The 20,708-nt window shown below is 47.5% G+C and carries 13 protein-coding genes and 1 tRNA gene; all 14 read right to left on the reverse strand.

Going from position 1 to position 20,708, the window contains the following annotated elements:
* Nucleotides 1-153: 153 nt before the first annotated feature.
* Nucleotides 154-1,734 carry a glucose-6-phosphate isomerase gene (locus tag DWX32_RS17115; protein ID WP_022462042.1) on the reverse strand — a complete coding sequence of 527 codons (1,581 nt, stop codon included), beginning with the start codon at nt 1,732-1,734 and terminating at the stop codon, nt 154-156.
* A 123-nt stretch (nt 1,735-1,857) separates the two neighbouring features.
* A complete protein-coding gene (pfkA, locus tag DWX32_RS17120; RefSeq protein ID WP_055226266.1) occupies nt 1,858-2,850 on the reverse strand; it encodes a 6-phosphofructokinase in 993 nt (330 codons plus the stop codon).
* An 81-nt stretch (nt 2,851-2,931) separates the two neighbouring features.
* Nucleotides 2,932-6,405: a DNA polymerase III subunit alpha gene (locus tag DWX32_RS17125; protein ID WP_117801856.1), complete on the reverse strand. Its 3,474-nt coding sequence runs from the start codon at nt 6,403-6,405 to the stop codon at nt 2,932-2,934.
* An 11-nt stretch (nt 6,406-6,416) separates the two neighbouring features.
* Complete coding sequence (locus DWX32_RS17130; RefSeq protein WP_118660714.1) at nt 6,417-9,593, reverse strand: ATP-binding protein; 3,177 nt, start codon at nt 9,591-9,593, stop codon at nt 6,417-6,419.
* A 178-nt stretch (nt 9,594-9,771) separates the two neighbouring features.
* Nucleotides 9,772-10,623: a CvfB family protein gene (locus tag DWX32_RS17135; RefSeq protein WP_022462037.1), complete on the reverse strand. Its 852-nt coding sequence runs from the start codon at nt 10,621-10,623 to the stop codon at nt 9,772-9,774.
* Between the two features lie 13 nt (nt 10,624-10,636).
* Entirely contained in the window at nt 10,637-12,106 is a 1,470-nt protein-coding gene (locus tag DWX32_RS17140) for a nicotinate phosphoribosyltransferase (protein ID WP_118660716.1), read from the reverse strand.
* Nucleotides 12,107-12,172: 66 nt separating this feature from the next.
* Nucleotides 12,173-12,877: an acyl-[acyl-carrier-protein] thioesterase gene (locus DWX32_RS17145; protein ID WP_055267769.1), complete on the reverse strand. Its 705-nt coding sequence runs from the start codon at nt 12,875-12,877 to the stop codon at nt 12,173-12,175.
* Between the two features lie 78 nt (nt 12,878-12,955).
* Nucleotides 12,956-13,027 (reverse strand) — tRNA-Gln (locus DWX32_RS17150).
* 135 nt (nt 13,028-13,162) lie between these two features.
* Nucleotides 13,163-14,341, reverse strand: coding sequence for a cation diffusion facilitator family transporter (locus DWX32_RS17155; protein ID WP_117761884.1), 1,179 nt, complete (start codon nt 14,339-14,341; stop codon nt 13,163-13,165).
* A 219-nt stretch (nt 14,342-14,560) separates the two neighbouring features.
* Entirely contained in the window at nt 14,561-16,150 is a 1,590-nt protein-coding gene (locus DWX32_RS17160) for an ABC transporter substrate-binding protein (protein WP_118595773.1), read from the reverse strand.
* A 237-nt stretch (nt 16,151-16,387) separates the two neighbouring features.
* A complete protein-coding gene (locus tag DWX32_RS17165) occupies nt 16,388-16,855 on the reverse strand; it encodes an Hsp20/alpha crystallin family protein (RefSeq protein ID WP_117510053.1) in 468 nt (155 codons plus the stop codon).
* Between the two features lie 471 nt (nt 16,856-17,326).
* Nucleotides 17,327-17,860 carry a tyrosine-type recombinase/integrase gene (locus tag DWX32_RS17170; RefSeq protein ID WP_242857239.1) on the reverse strand — a complete coding sequence of 178 codons (534 nt, stop codon included), beginning with the start codon at nt 17,858-17,860 and terminating at the stop codon, nt 17,327-17,329.
* A 115-nt stretch (nt 17,861-17,975) separates the two neighbouring features.
* On the reverse strand, nt 17,976-19,064 hold the full coding sequence (locus tag DWX32_RS17175; protein ID WP_055268227.1) for a UvrD-helicase domain-containing protein: 1,089 nt from the start codon (nt 19,062-19,064) through the stop codon (nt 17,976-17,978).
* Nucleotides 19,057-20,697, reverse strand: a complete 1,641-nt coding sequence (locus DWX32_RS17180) for an ATP-dependent nuclease (RefSeq protein ID WP_055268225.1) — start codon at nt 20,695-20,697, stop codon at nt 19,057-19,059. The genes DWX32_RS17175 and DWX32_RS17180 overlap by 8 nt, the downstream gene beginning before the upstream one ends.
* Nucleotides 20,698-20,708: the final 11 nt, after the last annotated feature.

Consider the following 20,708-nt stretch of genomic DNA (forward strand, 5'->3'; position numbering starts at 1 on the left):
ATCATAGTTTTATAAATGCTTACGATTTCTGCTCTTTGCTAAAGTTAATGACATTGTGCAAAAGCAGGGCTTTGTCTATAGTCTGAAATCTCCCGGAGTTTTTCCGGGAGATTTTTTTCACAGGACGCCTTTTCTGATCAGAAAATAACGCTTTTAGATATTGAGCAGATCACTGAATACCTTCAGTGCTCCGTCTGTCTCGTGAGCCAGAACGCGTTTTGCAAGGACTTTACCAAGCTGTACGCCTTCCTGGTCGAAGCTGTTTACGTTCCACAGGAATCCCTGGAACATGATCTTATTCTCGAAGTGTGCAAGCAGTGCTCCCAGCGTCTTCGGATTTACCTGATCTCCGATAATGATGCTGGACGGACGGCCGCCTTCGAAGTTTTTGTTTTTATTCTCATCTGCTTTACCGCAGGCAAATGCAACGATCTGAGCTGCTACGTTTGCGCAGAGTTTCTGCTGGCTGGTGCTGCCCTGGATGTCGACATCGGTCTCCATCTGGTTATTGCGGAATCCTACAAACTGCAGCGGAACGATATCAGTTCCCTGATGCAGCAGCTGATAGAAGGAATGCTGTCCATTGGTACCTGGCTCGCCGAAGAGAACCGGACCGGTCGGGTAATTGACCGGCTCGCCGAAGCGGTTGACCGATTTACCGTTGGACTCCATATCTACCTGCTGTAAGTGAGCCGGGAAACGGTTCAGTGCCTGGGAGTACGGAAGAACTGCAGTGCTTGGATAGCCAAGAACGTTTCTCTCGTAAACACCGATCAGCGCATCGAGCATCTCCGGGTTCTGTAATACGTCTTTGTTTGCAGAAAGTTTATCTTCTGCTGCAGCGCCCTCGAGGAATGCTGCGAATACTTCCGGTCCGAAAGCCAGGGACAGAACAGCGCCGCCGACTGCGGATGTGGAAGAATAACGGCCTCCGATGTAGTCATCCATGAAGAATGCTGCCAGATAGTCGTCGCTCTTTGCCAGCGGAGAAGTCTCACTGGTAACGGCGATCATATGCTTGGATGCATCCAGGCCTGCATTTTTCAGAGCGTCTTTTACGAAGGACTCATTGGTCAGAGTCTCCAGTGTGGTTCCGGATTTGGATACCAGAACGAAGATGGAATGTGCTACGTCGATCGAATTCAGAACAGCTGCTGCGTCATCCGGGTCAACGTTGCTGATGAATTTTGCTTCCATTTTGAAGCAGCCGTTTTTCTTTGCCCAGTTTTCCAGAGCCAGATACATCGCACGCGGGCCAAGGTCGCTTCCGCCGATACCGATCTGCACAACGGTGGTGAATTTTTCACCTGCTGCGTTGGTGATCTCACCTGCATGTACTTTGTTCGCAAACTCTGCGATGCGGTTCTGCTGCTCTACGTAGAAAGCACGTTTGTCTACGCCGTCTGCCGTAACGGTGTTTCCGAGCTGGCCGCGGGTCAGCTGATGAAGCACGAGACGGTTCTCTCCGGTGTTGATGACAGCACCGTTGTAAAGCTCCTCAAATTTTTCAGAAAGCTGTGCCTCTTCTGCCAGTTTTACGAGTGCGGCAAGGACATCCTCATTCACCTGTTTTGCTGCGTAGTTATACGCAAGTCCTTCTGCCATCGGAACGCTGTAAGATTTTACGCGCTCTGCTCCGTTTTCGCCGGACATCACCTCGGCAAGATTGACACGCTCCACTTTTTTCAACTCCTCAAAAGAAGCCAGTTTATCAAGATTGTTCCAGGTAACCATTGTTAAGTTCCTCCTGTTTTTTTATTTTGTCTCTCTATTCCGTCCGCGGAAACATTTTTATTCCCGCTATTATACCAATGAAACAGACTGCTTGCTAAAAACAGTCTGTTTCGTGATATTTTTTTATTTCGTATAGTTATAAGAAAGAGCTCTTGCGATCTCCCACTGATATTCCGGCAGAGTCTTTGTCATGGACAGTGCCTCATCGATATCGTAATCTACATACTCACCGTTCTTGTATGCAACAACGCGGTCTGTTTTGCCTTCCAGAAGAAGGTCAACTGCGTAAGCACCCATGATGGACGCATATACACGGTCTTTACATGTCGGGCTTCCTCCACGCTGCATATGTCCAAGGATCGTTGCACGGGTCTCGATGCCGGTTGCAGCTTCGATTCTGCGCGCCATGCTGGTGGAATGGCCGATGCCCTCAGCATTTACGATGATATGATGTTTTTTGCCTTTTCTACGGTTCTCGATGATGTTGTTGATGATCTTCTGCTCATCGTAATCGTATTTCTCCGGAAGAAGAATATCCTCTGCGCCGTTTGCGATACCGCACCAAAGAGCGATATATCCGGCATTACGTCCCATAACCTCGATGATCGAGCATCTCTCATGGGAAGTGGAAGTATCTCTTACTTTATCAATGGCTTCCATTGCAGTGTTTACCGCGGTATCAAAACCGATGGTATATTCTGTGCAGGCGATATCCAGGTCGATGGTTCCCGGTACACCTACGGTGTTAATTCCAAGAGCTGCCAGTTTCTGCGCTCCTGCAAAAGATCCGTCTCCGCCGATAACTACCAGTCCGTCGATGCCGTGTTTTCTGCAGACATCTGCAGCACGTTTCTGGCCTTCCAGTGTACGCATCTCTGCGCAGCGGGCGGTATAAAGGATGGTACCTCCGCGCTCGATGGTGTCGGATACATCGCGGGCTGTCATGTCGATGATTTCTTCGTTCATCAGTCCGTCGTAGCCTTTCAGGATACCTTTCATCTGAACGCCCTTCTGCAGACCTCTTCTTACGGCTGCACGGATCGCTGCGTTCATACCTGGTGCATCACCACCGCTGGTAAGCACTCCGATTGTCTTTACCTTGTTAGTCGTTGCCATATGAATTCCTCCATCTCATCACACACATTAATAAACGAGTAGTTTTATTTATTAATCACACACAGTTTTATTTTAAAGCATTCAGGCCCTTTTTTCAATACTCTTTTCTACAACTTTCACGTTTCCGGTACCGAATTTTGCCTGAAGTGACGCCACCAGACGGGCATCTGCCTGCACATTGCGGCTCGGCGGCAGTTTTTTCATCGCTTTGATCGATTTGATGTAGAGAATCACGCTGTCCTTGCCGTCGGATTCATGCAGCATCTGGTACAGATCCGCCACTTCTCTCTCGTACGTTTCCTTGTCCGGGAACTGGATCCAGAGCTCTTTCGGGATGCCAGCAAACGGGAAAATTTTCTCGCAGATCAGCTTGCTCGGCTTATCATCCTCCGCGGAAACACGGCCCTGGATGAAGACACGCGCATCGGTCTGCATCATCGGTGCGTTTTTCTCGTAATCGCGCGGGAATACGACGATTTCCATACTGCCGACGAGGTCCTCGAGTGTGAGAAATGCCATTGTCTTGTTATTCTTTGTATATTTGATTTTTTTATCCGTGATAATGCCGCCGACAATCTCTTTCGCGCCGTCGGTGACGGATGGGAAACCCGTCTCCTCATCCGGCTGGAAGTCTGTCGTTACCGCGGAAATGTTCTTCCGCCAGCACTCCTCCTGCTCCTCGAGCGGATGACCGCTGACGTAGATGCCGAGCACCTCTTTTTCGAGCGCCAAAAGATCACTCTTTTCGTATTCTCCGACATCCGGGTACACCGTTTCATACGACCGTTTGGTCGTCTCATCTACGAAGTCAAACAGACTCATCTGGCCGCTTAACGAATCTTTTTTCTCGCGCGCCACATCATCGAGCACATTGGCGTAGACGAACATGAGCTGCTTTCTCGTCACGCCGAAGCAGTCGAATGCGCCCGCCTTGATAAAGTTCTCGACGGTCCGCTTGTTGACTTCTTTTCCGCTCAGGCGCTCCGCGAAATCCTTTAACGAGCGGAACGGTCCGTTTGCACTCCGCTCCTCCACGATCGCCTCCATGACCGGCTTTCCGATGCCTTTGACCGCCGCCATGCCATAGCGGATCGCCTGGCCGTCTACCGTGAATTTTCCTTCGCTTCGGTTGATGTCCGGCGGCAGAATGGAAATGCCCATCTGCCGGGAACTCAAGATATACTCTGCGACTTTTCCCGGGTTATCGATGCAGGAGGTCATCAGAGCCGCCATGAACTCAACCGGGTAATAGTATTTCAGCCATGCCGTCTGGTACGATACGAACGCGTACGCCGCCGCATGGGATTTGTTGAAGGCGTATTTCGCGAAGTCGATCATCTCGTCGTAGATCTTGTTCGCTGTCTTCTCATCAATGCCGTTTTTGATACAGCCCGGCACGCCCTCGGCCTCGTTTCCATAAACGAAATTCTGGCGCTCTTTTTCCATGACAGATGCCTTTTTCTTCGACATCGCACGGCGCACCAGATCGGCCCGTCCAAGCGAATAGCCCGCCAGTGCCTGTACGATCTGCATAACCTGTTCCTGGTAGACGATACAGCCGTACGTCGGCTCCAGAATCGGTTTTAAGAGCGGTGTATCGTACGTAACGGATTCCGGGTTGTTTTTTCCTTTGATGTACTGCGGAATAAAATCCATCGGGCCCGGACGGTACAGGGAAATTCCGGCGATGATATCCTCGAGGCTCTGCGGTTTTAACTCCTTCATGAAGTTTTTCATTCCCGCACTCTCGAGCTGGAACACACCGACCGTTTTCGATGCGCCGATCATACCGAGCACTTTCGGATCGTTGTAATCGATGTGAAGCAGATCAATTTTCTTATTGCTGTAACGCTCTGCGAGCTTTGTCGCATTCTGAATGACGGTCAGGGTCCGAAGTCCTAAGAAGTCCATTTTCAGAAGTCCCAGTTCCTCGAGCGTCGTCATCGTGAACTGCGTGACGATCGTTCCGTCGCTTCCTCGCGAGAGCGGCACAAATTCCACCAGCGGACGCGAGCCGATGACAACACCGGCGGCGTGCATCGACGTGTGGCGCGGCAGACCTTCAAGTCTCCGTGACATGTCGATCAGATGTGCAACCTCTTCATTGCCCTGATACAGCTCCCGCAGCTCGTGGTTCATCTGCAGTGCCTTGTCGATCGTGATATTCAGTTCATTCGGAATCATCTTCGCAATCGAATCGACCTGTGCATACGGCATATCCAGCACACGGCCGACATCGCGGATGACACCGCGCGCCGCCAGTGTACCGAATGTGACGATCTGTACAACGCGGTCCTTGCCGTATTTTCTCGTTACATAGTCGATGACCTCCGGGCGGCGTTCGAAACAGAAATCCACGTCGATATCAGGCATGGTAACTCGTTCCGGGTTCAGGAAACGCTCGAACAGGAGCTGGTACCGCATCGGATCCAGCTGTGTGATGCCAAGGGTGTAGGAAACAATACTTCCGGCCGCCGATCCTCGTCCCGGTCCGACCATGATGTCGTGGTCGCGCGCAAATTTGATGAAATCCCACACGATCAGGAAGTAATCGACGTAACCCATCGTTTTGATCGTATCAAGCTCGTATTTCAGCCGCGCTTTCAGTTCATCCGTCGCCGGGTAATACCGTTCCTCGAGGCCGTCGTAGCAGAGCTTATTTAAGTATTCCCAGGAAGTGTATCCTTCCGGCACATCGAATTTCGGAAGTTTTGTGACACCAAATTCGATCTCCACATTACACCGGTCTGCAATTTTCTGTGTATTTTCGATTGCCTGCGGTGCATACGGGAAGAGCGATGCCATCTCCGCCTCGGATTTCACGAAATACTGGCCGCCCTCGTAGCGCATGCGGTCCTCATCCGTGATCTTCTTTCCGGTCTGCAGGCACAGAAGAATATCGTGGGAATCCGCATCTTCTGCGTACGTGTAGTGAATATCATTCGTCGCCACCAGCTCGATGCCGGTTTCTGCCGAGAGGCGCATCAGCTGCTGATTGACCATCCGCTGCTCCGAGATGCCGTGATCCTGCAATTCCAGGAAGAAATTGCCTTTTCCGAAAATCTTCTCATACCGCAGTGCGGCCTCTTTTCCCATCTCGTACTGGTTCCGCACCATCGCACGCGCCACCTCACCTGCAAGGCAGGCGGAAAGCGCGATAATGCCCTCGTGATACTTTTCCAGAATCTCCATGTCGACACGCGGCTTATAGTAAAATCCATCGATAAAGCCCGCCGAAACAATCTTCATCAGATTGGAATAGCCCGTATTATTTTCCGCCAGCAGAACCAGATGGTAGTACCGGTCCTCTCCGCGGCTGGTTTCGCGGTCGAAACGGGAACCCGGCGCCACGTAAACCTCACAGCCGAGGATCGGCTTGATGCCCTGCGCGCGGGCTTCTTTATAAAAATCAATACAGCCGAACATGACGCCGTGATCGGTGATCGCGGCGCTGTTCATGCCAAGCTCCTTGACTCTGGCAACGTACTCTTTGATCTTGTTCGATCCGTCCAGAAGGCTGTATTCGGTATGTACATGTAAATGCGTAAAACTCATCGTTTTCTCCTCTATTTTCCAAAGGCATGTTCCGCTGTCTCCAAGATCGTCTGCACCAGGCTGTCCGGCTCGATCGGCTTGGTCAGATGGCTGTTCATGCCCGCTGCGCGGCATCCCTCTTTGCTCTCTTCGGAAGACTGCGCCGTCATCGGGATGATCGGGACTTGTTTTGCTTCCAGAAGCTCCATGGCGCGGATCTGCCGCGCCGCCTCAAGGCCGCCCATCACAGGCATCATCAGATCCATTAAAATCACATCAAATTTCTGCGGATTCGCCGCATACTTTTCGACCGCCTCGCGGCCGTTCCATGCCTCTTCCACCGTCGCACCGTGATCGGTCAGGTAAAACTCGGCGATTTCCATGTTGATCTCATTATCCTCGACAAGCAGAACGTGGAAGCGGACAAGCTCTTTTCCTGCGATCCGTGTCTTTACTTCCTGAATCCGCTGTCCCTCGCAGTCAATGTAAAACGGAAGCCGGAATACATACGTCGTTCCGACGCCCTGCTGGCTCGTTACCTCGATCGTGCCCTGCATTTTTTCGATCAGTTCTTTGACGATCGACATGCCAAGGCCCGTTCCCTTGTACTGCGTTCTCGCACCGGACTTCTCCTGTGTGAACGGATGGAACAGCTCTTTTTCGATAAATTCGCTGCTCATTCCGATGCCGCTGTCCGTGATGCGGAACTCGTAGACGACCCGGGTTCCGTCGCAGGAGACTTCGCCCGCATACGTATCGATCGTTCCGCCCGGCTTGTTGTACTTGATTGCATTGCTGAAGAGATTCAGCATAATCTGCCGCAGGCGCAGCGGACTGCCGATCAGTCTCGTGTGCGTCAGCTCACCGCGGTGCGTACGGTGGGTAATGCCCATCTCCGTAATCTGCGCATTGACAAGGGATGACACATCATCCATCAGATGCGTCAGGTCAAAAGAAACGCTCTCGATCGTCTCTTTTCCGGACTCCAGCTTATTCATATCGAGCACATCGTTGACGAGTGCCAGCAGATGGCTTGCGGAAAGATTGATTTTATCGAGGCAGTCGTCCACTTTTGCCTCATCCTGCCGGTTTTTGCGGATGATATCCAGCATGCCCATAATGCCATTGATCGGCGTGCGCACATCGTGGCTCATGCGGTTCATAAATTCTGTTTTTGCACGACTTGCACTATCTGCAGCTCTAAAGGCATCCTGAAGCTGTATCTTCTCCCTCTCTTCCCGGCTGTGGAACTCTGACGTATCACGGAAAAGGATCATGCCGTGCACCACAACGCTCTCCCGCTTTGTCTTTCGGTCGTAGACGGTATCCTGTGACATAAGAACCGTCTTCTGCAACCATATTCTTCTGCCGGACTCATCTGTTTCCTGATACTCCACGACTACCTGCTTATCTCCGTTTTCAAAGCGCTGCAGCAGTTTCTTCGAGGAATCCACAATGCGGTATGATTCCAATGTCTCCTCCGCGACAAACGCACTGCATTCCCCGCAGTATTTCTCGTAGGAACACGGCAGATCTATATTGAGGTCAAATTTCTTCTGCCCGCTGTGGTAAAAAATCTGCTCCAGCGAATCATTCGTCAGATCAACGGCGAACACGGCCTCGGCCGTCTCGAGAAGTGCCTCGGCGTAGTGGCTGTTTTCAATGATCGACTGTTTCATCTGTTCATAGTATTGGTCGAGCTGTTCTTTTTCATTCCGAGCAGCTTCCCCATTGGAGCGGAACCGCTCAAAGCCCATCAGAAAATGGTGCAGTCCGCCATCCTCGGCCGCGTCGTAGAACAGAATGGTGACTTTTCCCCGGCAGAGCGCTTCCCCTTCGCTGCCCTCCTGATACTCGTACAGAATTTCTACGCTCTCTTCTCCCTTCTGATAGCACTCCTTCAGATGGGTAAGATCCAGCATTCTACGCATTTCCTTTCTCTTTTCCTCATCCGTGATGCCCTGCACAATATGCTCGGCCGCACCGGTATAGCTGCCGTCCTCGGCAAGGAAAAAGCCCGAAACAGCACGCAGAATCCGGTACTGGTCCTGTCTTGCATTGCAGTAAATACAGTTGGAAAAATGGTATCCCTTTTTCTTTACGACGTCCAGCGCTTCCAGGCTGATCTTCCGCTCTGCGGCGGCTTCTTCCATCTTCGCGCGGTTTTTGTCGATATACATGTTCTGGTCCGCATGGCGGAACAGTTCCCGGATATCACAGTCTTCAAATTCCGTGGACAGTGCATAGCCTCCGGCGTAGCTGATCGGCATCTCCGGGTGCTGGCGGGAATATTCTGCCGTCTGCGTGCGGATGTGATTCATGCACGCTTCCACTTCTTCGCGGTTCAGTCCGCGCAGAATGGCAAGAAACTCATCTCCGCCGTTTCTTCCGACGAAATACTCCTCCGGGACTGCTTTTCGAAGCTGAACGGCAAAGGAACGGATATATTCGTCTCCCTTATCGTGACCCAGACTGTTGTTGATCGTACGCAGATTGTTGAGGTCAAACACGCAGACCGCATACACGCCGGAAATTTCTTCTCCTCCGTCGCTTTCCTCCAGAATCTCTTCGCATTTATTTTTATTTGGCAGGCCCGTCGCCTCATCGAGATAGACTTTCTTCTGCAGAATACGGTTCATCGCCGCATAGCGGACGGCCTTGATCAGCTCCATGCCGATGACAAACACCAGACCGATGATATCTCCTACTACCACCTGCTCCAGCTTCTTCAGCGAAGACGCCATTCTCTGCGAATACGCTTCCGCAAGGCCCGTCGCCTCGTCACAGATTTTGAAAAAGGTCTCACTCTTTTCGATAATCGCGGTATTCTCATATCCTTTTTCACGCACCAGAAGAATCTCTGCCTTCAGCTCTTCAAAATACGATGCCAGCTCAGTCATCTTATCCTGAAAATCCCGGTCATCCAGGCGCACCAGATCCAGCTCGCTGCTTCCGTTCTGCAGACCGTCGATATAAGCGTTGATGTCTGCAATCATCGTATCCTGCGGTTCTCCCGCATCCTCCAGCTTGATAATCCGCTGCGTTTTTCCGCGCACCAGACCGGCATAGTTGACAACGCGGGCCGTTCCCTGTATTTTCTCGACCATCGACATAATGCAGAAAAACAGAATAATCAGAATGATCGTCAAAACCGTCATTGCGGTTTTGGAAATAAAAGATGTTTTTTTCTTACTTTTCTTTTTCTTCATCGCTCTCCATCAGATCCTGTGTCATTTTTTGTCATATAGATCATATTATAAGCGCAATCCTCTCTTCGCGCAACCGCAAACCGGGCGCAGAAAAAATTTCAAAATTTTATCTGCTGTCTGACACAAAAAAAACGGACACCGGAGAGGATGTGCTTCCTGTCCAGTGCCCGATTTTTTCTTATTTTGCTTTTTCTGCCGTCCAGATTTTACCGTCGCGGATGACAACCTGTTTTTCTTTCATCAGATGGCCGACCGCACGCTTAAATGCTGCTTTGCTGAGGCCGAATTCTCTCTGAATCACTTCCGGTGATGCTTTGTCATCAAATGGAAGGACACCTGCAAATTCCTCGATCACAGAAAGAACGCTCTCTGCATCGATTGCGATCTGCTCGTACGCTTTTCCGCGTGCGGACAGGGAGAGTTTTCCGTCCTCTTTGACTTCTGTAACGCGGCACTCAAGTTCCTGGCCGACATGATAGTCTGCCTGTGCTTCTCTCTTTGGAATCAGGCCGGAGTAGCGGTCATCAACAGCAACGAAAACGCCGAAGTTTCCGCTGATCTCGTAGATTCTTCCCTTTACGATATCGCCTACGACGTACGGAGAATTGGTTTTCAGGAAATGGTAAACCTTCATCGTTGCGCAGAGACGGTCGCTCTTGTCGATGTAGAGGGAAACCAGAACCTCATCACCTGGATGGAGGCGGCGGGTCTGCTGTTTAAACGGAAGAAACAGATCTTTTTCCAGACCCCAGTCCAGAAATGCTCCGATCTTTCCGGTAGCAGCTACGTTTAAGACAGCCAGCTCTCCAAGCACCAGCTTCGGCTCTCTGGTTGTCGCAATCAGACGGTCGCTGGAATCGCGGTACAGAAATACTTCCAGCTCATCTCCCTCTTTTGTTCCTTCCGGCACCTGTTTGATCGGCAGAAGAACACGTTCCTTCTCGCCTGCTTCCCGGGTCTCCCCAAGATAAATACCGAATTCTACTTTCTTTACTACTACCAGCTTTTGCTTTCTTCCTATATTTAACATTTGACTTCCTTTCTTACTGCTCGCCGAGAGCCTTCATGCTCATCTCCTCGAGCAGGTCGCTCTTGATGTGGTACAGCTTGTCAGACAGATCCACATAAACCTCATGCGGATTGACCAGACGTTTTGACTCCTCCCAGAGGGTATCTTTCTCTCTGGTGCAGATGTCGCGGATCTCCATGACGGATGGAGAAGTGTAGACGCATGCGCCCTTCTGGAAAATCGGAACGAGGAGCTCGCGTAAGGTGTAGGTTCCGCCTTTGATCTTCGTCTTTTTCCAGGTCTCGATCGGGTCGAAGATGATCATATCTTTGCTCTCGTCGAAGGTCTCGTCTGCGAGGCAGATCAGATCTGCACGGATCTTTCCGCTTTCTTTATCATAAATACGGAAAATGGTCTTGTTACCCGGATTTGTTACTTTCTCAGAGTTCTCGGACAGCTTGATCTTTGGTGTAAATTCTGCATCCTCTTTATCCTTTGCAGCCGCCAGCTTGTAAACGCCGCCGAATGCCGGCCAGTCACCGGAGGTAATCAGATTTGTGCCGACACCCCAGGAATTAATCTTCGCGCCCTGGGTTTTGAGGCTGTCGATCAGGTACTCGTCGAGATCGCTGGATGCGGAAATAATGGCATCGCCGAAGCCCTCTGCCTCAAGCATCTGATATGCTTTCTTTGACAGATAAGCAAGGTCACCACTGTCGATACGGATGCCGTAGCCTTTCATCGGCAGGCCTGCCTCTCTCATCTCTTTGAAAACGCGGATGGCGTTCGGAACGCCAGATTCGAGAACATCGTACGTATCTACAAGAAGAATGCATGCTTCCGGATACAGTTTCGCATACGTTTTAAATGCGGTGTATTCATCAGGGAAACTCATGATCCAGCTGTGTGCGTGGGTTCCCTTGACCGGAACATCAAACATCTGTCCTGTCAGGACATTGGAGGTTCCGATGCAGCCGCCGATCATGGCAGCACGCGCGCCGTAAATGCCGGCATCCGGTCCCTGCGCACGGCGGAGTCCAAACTCCATGATGCCGTCGCCCTTTGCCGCGTAAACAACGCGGGATGCTTTCGTCGCGATCAGGCTCTGATGGTTGATCATGTTCAGAATCGCGGTCTCTACAAGCTGTGCCTCCATGATCGGAGCGACAACTTTTAAGAGCGGCTCTCTTGGGAATACGACGGTTCCTTCCGGGATCGCATAGATATCTCCGGTGAAATGGAAGCCTCTTAAATACTCCAGGAAATCATCGTTGAAAATATGGAGGGAACGGAGATAGTCGATGTCATCCGGTGAAAAGTGAAGATCGCGGACATACTCGATTACCTGCTCAAGTCCTGCACATACGGCGTATGCGCCGCCACATGGATTCTTTCTGTAAAATGCATCAAATACCACGATCTGATCGGACGGGTTCTCGTAGTAGCCCTGCATCATGGTAAGTTCATATAAATCGGTTAACAGTGTAAGGTTCTGCGCTCTCATGGCAAATTCCCCTTTCCTCATTGTGTTTATTACGTTCGTATCTTATTCTTTCCGATTGTACCACAATCATTGAAATTCCACAACTACGTATGGCTGTCCTTTTTCATCGTTCAGCGAGATAAAACAGCCGTTTTCCGTCTCAGCGCGCAACGGATGCAGGACATCGCCGAGGTGCGCCTGCTGTTTGTATTCGGCGCGCATCCGGCGCACGGTGAAGTTCTTCGGAAGGCATTCACCGGCAAGGGAAATGAACTGTGCGTTGTTGACGTGGTGGTTCGTATCGAGGTTGTGCGGCCGCACCGGGAACGGTTCGCCGATGAAATCTGCTTCCGGCATTTTCACTTTGCGCTCGCCGAAATCCTCGTCGATCGGATCGTCAATGCCATAGGCGTCTGTCGTCTCTTTCGGTGCACGGACGGGATGACCCGTTTCCATATTGACGTAAGACCAGATGGAGTTGGCACAGGCGAGCATTTCGCCGTCTTCTGTTTCCATCGTGAAGTTACGCATGCCAAGAAATCCTTTGAAGCCGCTCGCCCATGTAGTGATTTTTACCGCTTCACCGAGGGATGGATAGCGGCGCACATGAATCTGCCACGCGGACAGCACCCAGGCGCAGCCTCGTTTTTTGAGCTCCGCAACGCCCTCGCCGATCGCTTCCGACTGGAAGGTACTGCAGTCCTGAAAGTAATTGATCAGCCCCGGCAGAGTGAGATTTCCGTCCTCACCGATTTCGCTGTAGCGGATTCTGCTCGTAAAGGAATACTTCATCGTTTCGTTCCTCCTGCTGTATTTGTTTTTGAGCATCGAAAAAGGCCTCAGGTACGAGACCTGAGACCTTTCAATGAGCTGGGCTACCTGGATTCGAACCAGGAACTGACGGAGTCAGAGTCCGTTGCCTTACCGTTTGGCGATAGCCCATTGCCTTGCGACAAAATGTATAATACACTATCGCAAGAGAAAAGTCAACACCTTTTTTGAAATTTTTTTATTTTTTTCAAAAAACTGACTTTTGGAACATTTTGGAAGGGATTTGACGGCTCAACCCGGCCGTTGTCACTCTCCCGCCACGTATTTTTTGTCGATGTTGACGACACATTCATACTTCTCATCCATTTCCTTCATCAGCGCCCCGATCTGCCCGATCACGCGATCACAGTCTTTCTTCTTATAAGAATACGGGATTTCAAGATCAAAAATCAGCTTCTTTTTCTCCGCCCCGTTGATCATACGGAAATCGTGGAAGGAAAGCTCCGGATCGAGAATGGAAATTACGTTTCTTACCTTCTCCTTTGTCGCAAGAACCGTCGCATCGTGGATCTCCACCGGATCCATGTGGATGACCAGCAGAATCCCCAATTTTTCACCGACCTCATGTTCAATGCGATCGATAATATCATGCGATACCTCGATATCGACATCTCGCGGCACCTCCGCATGGATCGATGCCATACTTCTGCCAGGCCCGTAGTTGTGGACAATCAGATCATGGGTTCCTACAATTCCTTCATAGGAAGCAACCTCTTTCATGATCCGTGCATACAGATCCGGATCCGCGCCCTGCCCGATCAGCGGTTCCAATGTATCTTTTACAATGGAAATACCGGACCACATAACGAGTACCGCCACAACAAGTCCTGCGATTGCGTCGATATTAACCGAAAGGAAATGGCAGATCAATGTAGAAGCGATCGTTGCGCTCGTCGTGATCACGTCACCCATGGAATCCGCCGACGTTGCCAGCATCACCTTCGACTGAATGCGGTTTCCCAGTTTTCGGTTGAAAAGCGCCATCCACAGCTTTACACCAACCGAGAGCACCAGAATCAAAAACGGAACCATCTGAAATGTGATCTCTTCCGGATTGCGGATTTTCTCCAGAGAGCTCTTTAAAAACGTAAAGCCGACTTCAATAACCAGAAACGAAACGATCAGCGCTGCAATATACTCGATCCGCCCATGCCCGAACGGATGCTCTTTGTCGGCCGGTTTGTTTGCCATCTTCACACCGACGAAGCTGATCACAGACGATGCCGCGTCCGAGAGGTTGTTGAACGCATCCGCCATAATCGCCAGAGAGTTCATTCCGGCACCGATCAGCAGCTTTGCCGTAAACAGCAGAATGTTGCAGCAGATTCCCACGATGCTTGACAAAATGCCGTAGCTCGTGCGCACATCCGCGTTGTCGGTTTTCTCATAATCTTTTACAAAACGTCTTACCAGAAAATCTGTCATGGTTCCCCCTTCTTTTAAAAAAAGGCCTCCTGCATTGCCGCGGAGCCCTTACGTTTTCTCTGTCTTTTTCTATAGTAGGCAGTGTCGGAAAAAAAGTCAAGCCTAACATATTTTCGGGATTTCTACTAATAATTACAGGGGACTCTTCCGGCAGCATTTGACAATTGAATGAGAGTTTTTCTTTTCCCTCTGCCTTTCGAGTCCCCTATAATTTGATTTTTATTTTACTTTATAAATTTTCGCCATATCCTGTACATACAGCGGATAGAACTGGTAGCCCGCAAAATCGCTCCGAAGTGCAACCTCGCATGCCATATCCTCGATATACAGGTTTGCCGCATCGTCACAGAGCAGTGTTTCCATTTTTTTGTAAAGCTCAACCTGCTCCTCTTCATCCGTGCTGGTCTTAACCTGCTGATACAGTTTATCATACTCTTCGTTGCTGTAGTTGATAAAGTTCTTGGATGATGTTGAGGTAAACCGTTCCAGCAACGCGCGTCCGCTCAGATATGCCGCGTCAACGCCGACAACCGTGGACTGGAACTTCCGGTCTGCATATACATCCGACAGCCAGCTGTCCCACTCGACCTGCTGAATTTTGGCAGTAACACCGATCGCTTTAAGCTGCTCTACAAGAACCTGGGCTGTATCGATATGCTGCTGATAATTGTTCGGCACTGTAATCGTAAGCTCAAATCCATCTGGGTATCCGGCTTCTTTTAACAGTTCTTTTGCCTTCTCAATATCCTGATTATATCGCTCTGACAGTTCCGGCACATAATATTTTCCAAATGCCGGGAACATGCTGCTTCCGATGATCGTTCCTTTTCCGTCCGCAATCATATCCAGCACTTCCTGACGGTTTGCCGCATAGCAGAGCGCCTGGCGCACCTTCACATTGTTGAGCGGTTCCACGGCATTGTTCAGATACAGCGCCTGTACCAGGTTCATACCGCCGTCATAAATCGTAAAATCGGAATCTTCGGCAAGCTGCGCTGTCTGTGTGGAACTAAGACGTGCATACATGTCCAGTGTTCCGGATTTTAGGTTTGTTACGACTGCATTGCTGTCCTTGACAATTCGAAATGTTACCTTGTCCAGATACGCCTGATTTTCCGTATCCCAGTAATCGCTGAATTTTTCAAGGACAATGTTTTCCTGCGGGGACCGTGATACATAGTGGAACGGGCCTGTTCCGACCGGATCTGCTTCCAGATCTTCCACATGCTCAGGTACAATCGCCACCGTCAGATAGGCAAGAAACTCGGTGTCTGGCTCTTTTAAATAGATGTCGATCGTGCTCTCGTCCGGAATTTCAACCTTGTCTACATTGGAAAATGCCTCTACCAGAGGCGTTCCGTCTCCGTTGATACCCGCACAGCGTTCGATTGAATATTTTACATCCTCTGCAGTGACGGTCGTTCCATCGTGGAACTTGACACCATTCCGGAGCTTGAAGGTATAAACCTTTCCATCCTCCGAGATCGAATGGCTCTCTGCCACCGCATCGTTCAGATTTCCTTCTTCATCGGGCTTTACAAGGCCCTCATAAATATTGAATAGGATTTCTTTCGTTCCTGCCGCAACAGATTTGTGTGGGTCAAGACTATCCTCAATGTCCTGAGGAATTCCTACCGTGATGGAACCTCCCATAACAGGTTCCCCTGTCGGGGTTGATTCCATTGATACCTGAGAACTTGTGGTATCGGAAGAATCTGCTTTCCCATCCTTGCCATCCTGGCATCCGCCAAGTACAACAGTAAGAGCTGCAACTAAAAGCAGCGCAAGTACGCTTCTTCTTTTCTTCATGATTTCTCCTTTTGATACGAGTTCTCTCATTTTGTAATTGTCACGCCTATTGTATCCGACCTGTTCCCAAATAGCAAGTACATTATTGTATACAATTTATTTTCCGAATCTGAAAATCACGTATATCCGCCCGCATATTCCGGATTCTTTCCCTCGGGATGTACCGGAAAAGATAAAAATTTTGCCGCCCGGGAATTTTAACATTCCCGGGCGGCAAACGCTTTTGCTTTTTTTCTTTTATCCTTCAATGGAGATTGTCTTTTTCTGCTCCACAGCCGGTTTTGCTTCCTTCTTCGGTACGAAGAGTTTCAGCAGACCGTGTTTAAATTCAGCCTTGATGTCCTCTTCGGTAATATCCTCACCTACATAGAAGCTTCTGCTGCATGCACCTGCGTAACGCTCTTTGCGGATGTAACGGCCGCTCTCTTTTTCTTTCTCGTCTTTGTCGAGACCTTTCTCGGCACTGATGGTCAGATAACCATTTTCCAGTGTGGCCTGAACTTCATCTTTTGTGAATCCCGGAAGGTCAACCACTACCTCGTAGCCATTGTCCAGCTCGCGGATATCTGTTTTCATCACATGGCTGGCTTTGCGGCCATACAGTTTCTTTTCTGTATTCTTCATCTCTTTGTCATAATCATAGAACGGAAAATCGTTGAAAAAGTCATCAAATAAATTTTCTCCAAAAATACTAGGCATTAACATAAGTCATCGCTCCTTCTTATTCTTCTCATGGAACCTGATCCATGCTTTTTCTCCGGTTTTTCTTTTCACCGGATCTTTTTGTTTACCTGTTTCTTTGGAACGGAAAGGCTTCCGGATACCGGAGGTTTTCTTCTTTTCCTCTCTTTGTATCCCTCTTCCTTTGTTCTAGCTGTAATATAACACTTATTATTAGCACTGTCAAGAGGTGAGTGCTAATTATTTTGTGAAGATTTTGTGAAGCCTTGATTTTACGGGCTTCACAGGGATTTTTCACTTACTTTCGCACTCGATTTTCTTGATTTGACCACATTTTGACCACAAATTCTTGGAAAAATATATTCGTCTGATTTTCTTACCACATTTTACGACAACGACTTCTGGTTTATACCACAGCAGGTACGGTTTCTGGCAGATTCATTTTAGACATCTCGTTCTCCACATGAGACTTCTCTGCAATATGATTGTAGACATTCATTGTGATCTGTGCATCTGAATGTTCTTCGCTCCGCTACGGTCGGTGCTAAACGGATGTCCCCCGGACATCCAGCACCCCATCACATACTGCATAACTTTGGGATTGACATTATTCTCACCCAGTCTGGTACATCCCGTATGACGAAGGGTATGCGATGAAATAGGAGGCATCAGCTCCGGCTCTCGCTTCTCTCCTTCTGCCAGTTTGCTTTCTTTCTTATTATAGGCATTAACAATGTTTTTCAGAAAGCTGTTCACTCCCGCTGGCATAATCGGACGTCCATACTTTGTATTGAAGATGAATCCACTGCGTCCACCAATCTCTACATTACTCTGCAAACCAAGCATCAGGTTCAGCTCTCTCTGTTTACGGAACGCATCATATACCATCTGTGTCATAGGAATGTCTCTGATTCCTGCATCCGTTTTGGTTTCTGAATCATGGAAACAATATCCTTCTTCACCTTCATAATATACAAGCTGTCCACCTACATGGATCTCCCGACAAACGGTTTTCAGTGCTTTTTTCATGTTTTTCCTATTAAATTTTCCTCAGACACCTACATAAGTGAAACTTAGATTATGCCCAATACACAGTATTATTACTTATAACAACTAAATTACTTCTTGTCGTGCAATCTATTATTTATTCCAATACATCAGGTGTCCACCTTGTTCCAATATCGTTAGTTGGAAGTCGTTTTGTCTTGTATACAAAAGCCACACTATACCGTGCTCTCGTCACTGCAACATAAAACTTAGAAAGACTTTCATCCTTCATGTCTTTGGACTTTCCTGACAACCAATCCAGCATTGGTTTCGTCGGGTATATCAAGACTCTATTAAAAGTAAGTCCCTTGGACAATCCAAAATTCATCGTTTTTGGGATGGGATTTACCTTGGTTCTTTTATCATACCGCAACTGAACAGGATTATATATATCTACATATTTATCAATATCATTCTCGTGAACCCAAAATATTCCATCATGTCCCGTTTTTTCATTCATGGCAGAATCGCATGGCTTCATATCAGGATACATCTGATTTGCAAGATCACATATAATCTGATTATTTCTATGAGATGTCGATAATGTTGTGGTATCAATATTCATTCCGGCAATATTATCCTGCACAAAAATCACTATTTTCCCACCTGCATATTTTTTATATTTTGCTTCATAATGAGTTCGATACGTCGTCTGACGAGGATCTCCTACTAAAGTCATGTTGCAACCAACCTCATGCAACTTTTTTATAACTTCTAAATCATATCCAACAAAATCTTGTATTTCATCTACAAAAACATAAGAAAAAATTTTTCGTATTCTGCGAAATACACATCCATTCGATAATTCGTCCAAAACACAGGGCAATTTTGAAATCATATTTGAATATACATTACCGGAAGCCGTGACATATTTTTTCTCATTTGTATCCTTTAGTCTCAACAAATTTTTATCTGCCTTATTCACTAATAACACACCGGATACCCTATTATTTATAAGATAGCTTTGGTAAGGTCGTATACCATGCTTGATTAGCAGCAAAAACCACGGCATAATAGTTACATTAGATGGAATACAACCATTTATTTCGTAAAATTTGTCTCTAATGCTTTGTTCATTAGCATCGGTATAAGTTGTTATCAAAACATTTTCAGAAATCTCCAATGCCTTTTTTACAAGAAATGTTGTTTTTCCTGCCCCTGCCGCCGCAATAATTAGACTACTCATTTTTTATCGCCCTCATTATATACTCAGGATATTTAATTTTCGTAGCCGATTCAAAAATTGCTATGGCACAATCCGTCTTATGAGCGTGCATATATTTGTGCATCTCATCATCCGTATCGTAGTTAGTTCCAAAAATATTGTTCATTGCTTCTCGTCCATTTTCTTTTAATATTTTCGGCTCTAAGGTATTATAATTAAAATCCTTATCTGACAGTTTCAAATCACCTGTATCCACTACCTCATCAACACATATATGAATACATTGTATTTCTTCATATTCTTTGTACTTTTTCTTAACAGCTTCAATATTTCCATCATTATCCGTAACAACAGCTGTTTCTTTGTTTAGTGTCTGTGCAATTTCAAGATACCGCTTAAATGTCACCCCACCTACGGTCATTACATCTATTCCATCTTGGATAGGAAGCCGCCCCTCATGAGTATCCATATATGCCCGCTGAACAACCAGCTCATCTGAATCGCCCTCTACTAAGATTGATTTTTTACAAAGAATCAATCGCAGTGTATCATAACCTGCCACTTTTTTGAAAAATTCAAAAGTTTCCTTTTTGAGCGATTGCATCGAGCAACAATTATCGCCTGAAAGCAAAATTAAATTTTCCAGTCCGAGTTTATTAGCGACAAAGCTACTATGCGTTGATGCTATAATTTGTCTACCAGATGCAGCCTTTTCAATAACTCCCATTAGTTCGCTTAATCGGGAAAAAGACAAATGACTTTCAGGTTCTTCAATCAAAATAATACTTGCTTTTTCTGCCTGTTTATGACTTAAAGCTAATTGTGTTTTTATGATACATTGTGCACCTTTTCCAGCATGAGCAAACGGGATTCCATCCACCTGCGTAACCAAACTTGACTCCCAAGAATTTTGAACTCCCTGATCGGCACTCAATGATAATTTTCCATTCATAACAGTAGACGCTGCACTAATTTTCTCATTGATTGACTGAATTGCTTCATTTTGTGCAAACTCATCTATCATATTTCTATGGGCTTGTGTTATTGCTGTTATGTCCTCTGGTTCAAGGAAATCCTTTACTACTCTGGAAATATATACATCAGACCCATTTTGGTATCTGTAATTTGACGAATCAATCATTACAGACTTTATTGGTATGAATCTGGGCATTTTTTCATCTCGGCTAAAAGAAAACCATTTAGCTTCATAAAATTCAATAGGCAAACTTATAATTTTTTCTGTTTTCAGCAAACTTTCATATTCTGAATTAAATTTATCAGAAAAACTAATTGTGAATCTGATTCCCTCTATACCATCACTTTTTTCGGAATTACCATTTCCTTCATATTCAGGCAATGTTCCACTTTTGAAATATAACTCAATCATTATTTCTGGAGGTGCAATCGGCTGTCCATTTTCCACTGATGCCAGGTATTCCTCAACTGCTTCTCTATTAAATAAATATGTTGATAGCTGATTTCTAATATTTCGACCAGCATACATACCCGTTAAAGCCACATGAATGGCTTCAAGAATAGTAGATTTTCCAGATTCATTATCACCAACCAGAAGATTGATATTTTCATTAAATTTTACTTCAAACGGATTTTTAAACTTCTTAAAATTTTGAATGATTACCTTCTCAATAGCCATTCGTAGCCTCC

The sequence above is a fragment of the Blautia sp. AF19-13LB genome (assembly GCF_003479105.1).
In the GTDB taxonomy this organism is placed as follows: Bacteria; Bacillota; Clostridia; order Lachnospirales; family Lachnospiraceae; genus Fusicatenibacter; species Fusicatenibacter saccharivorans.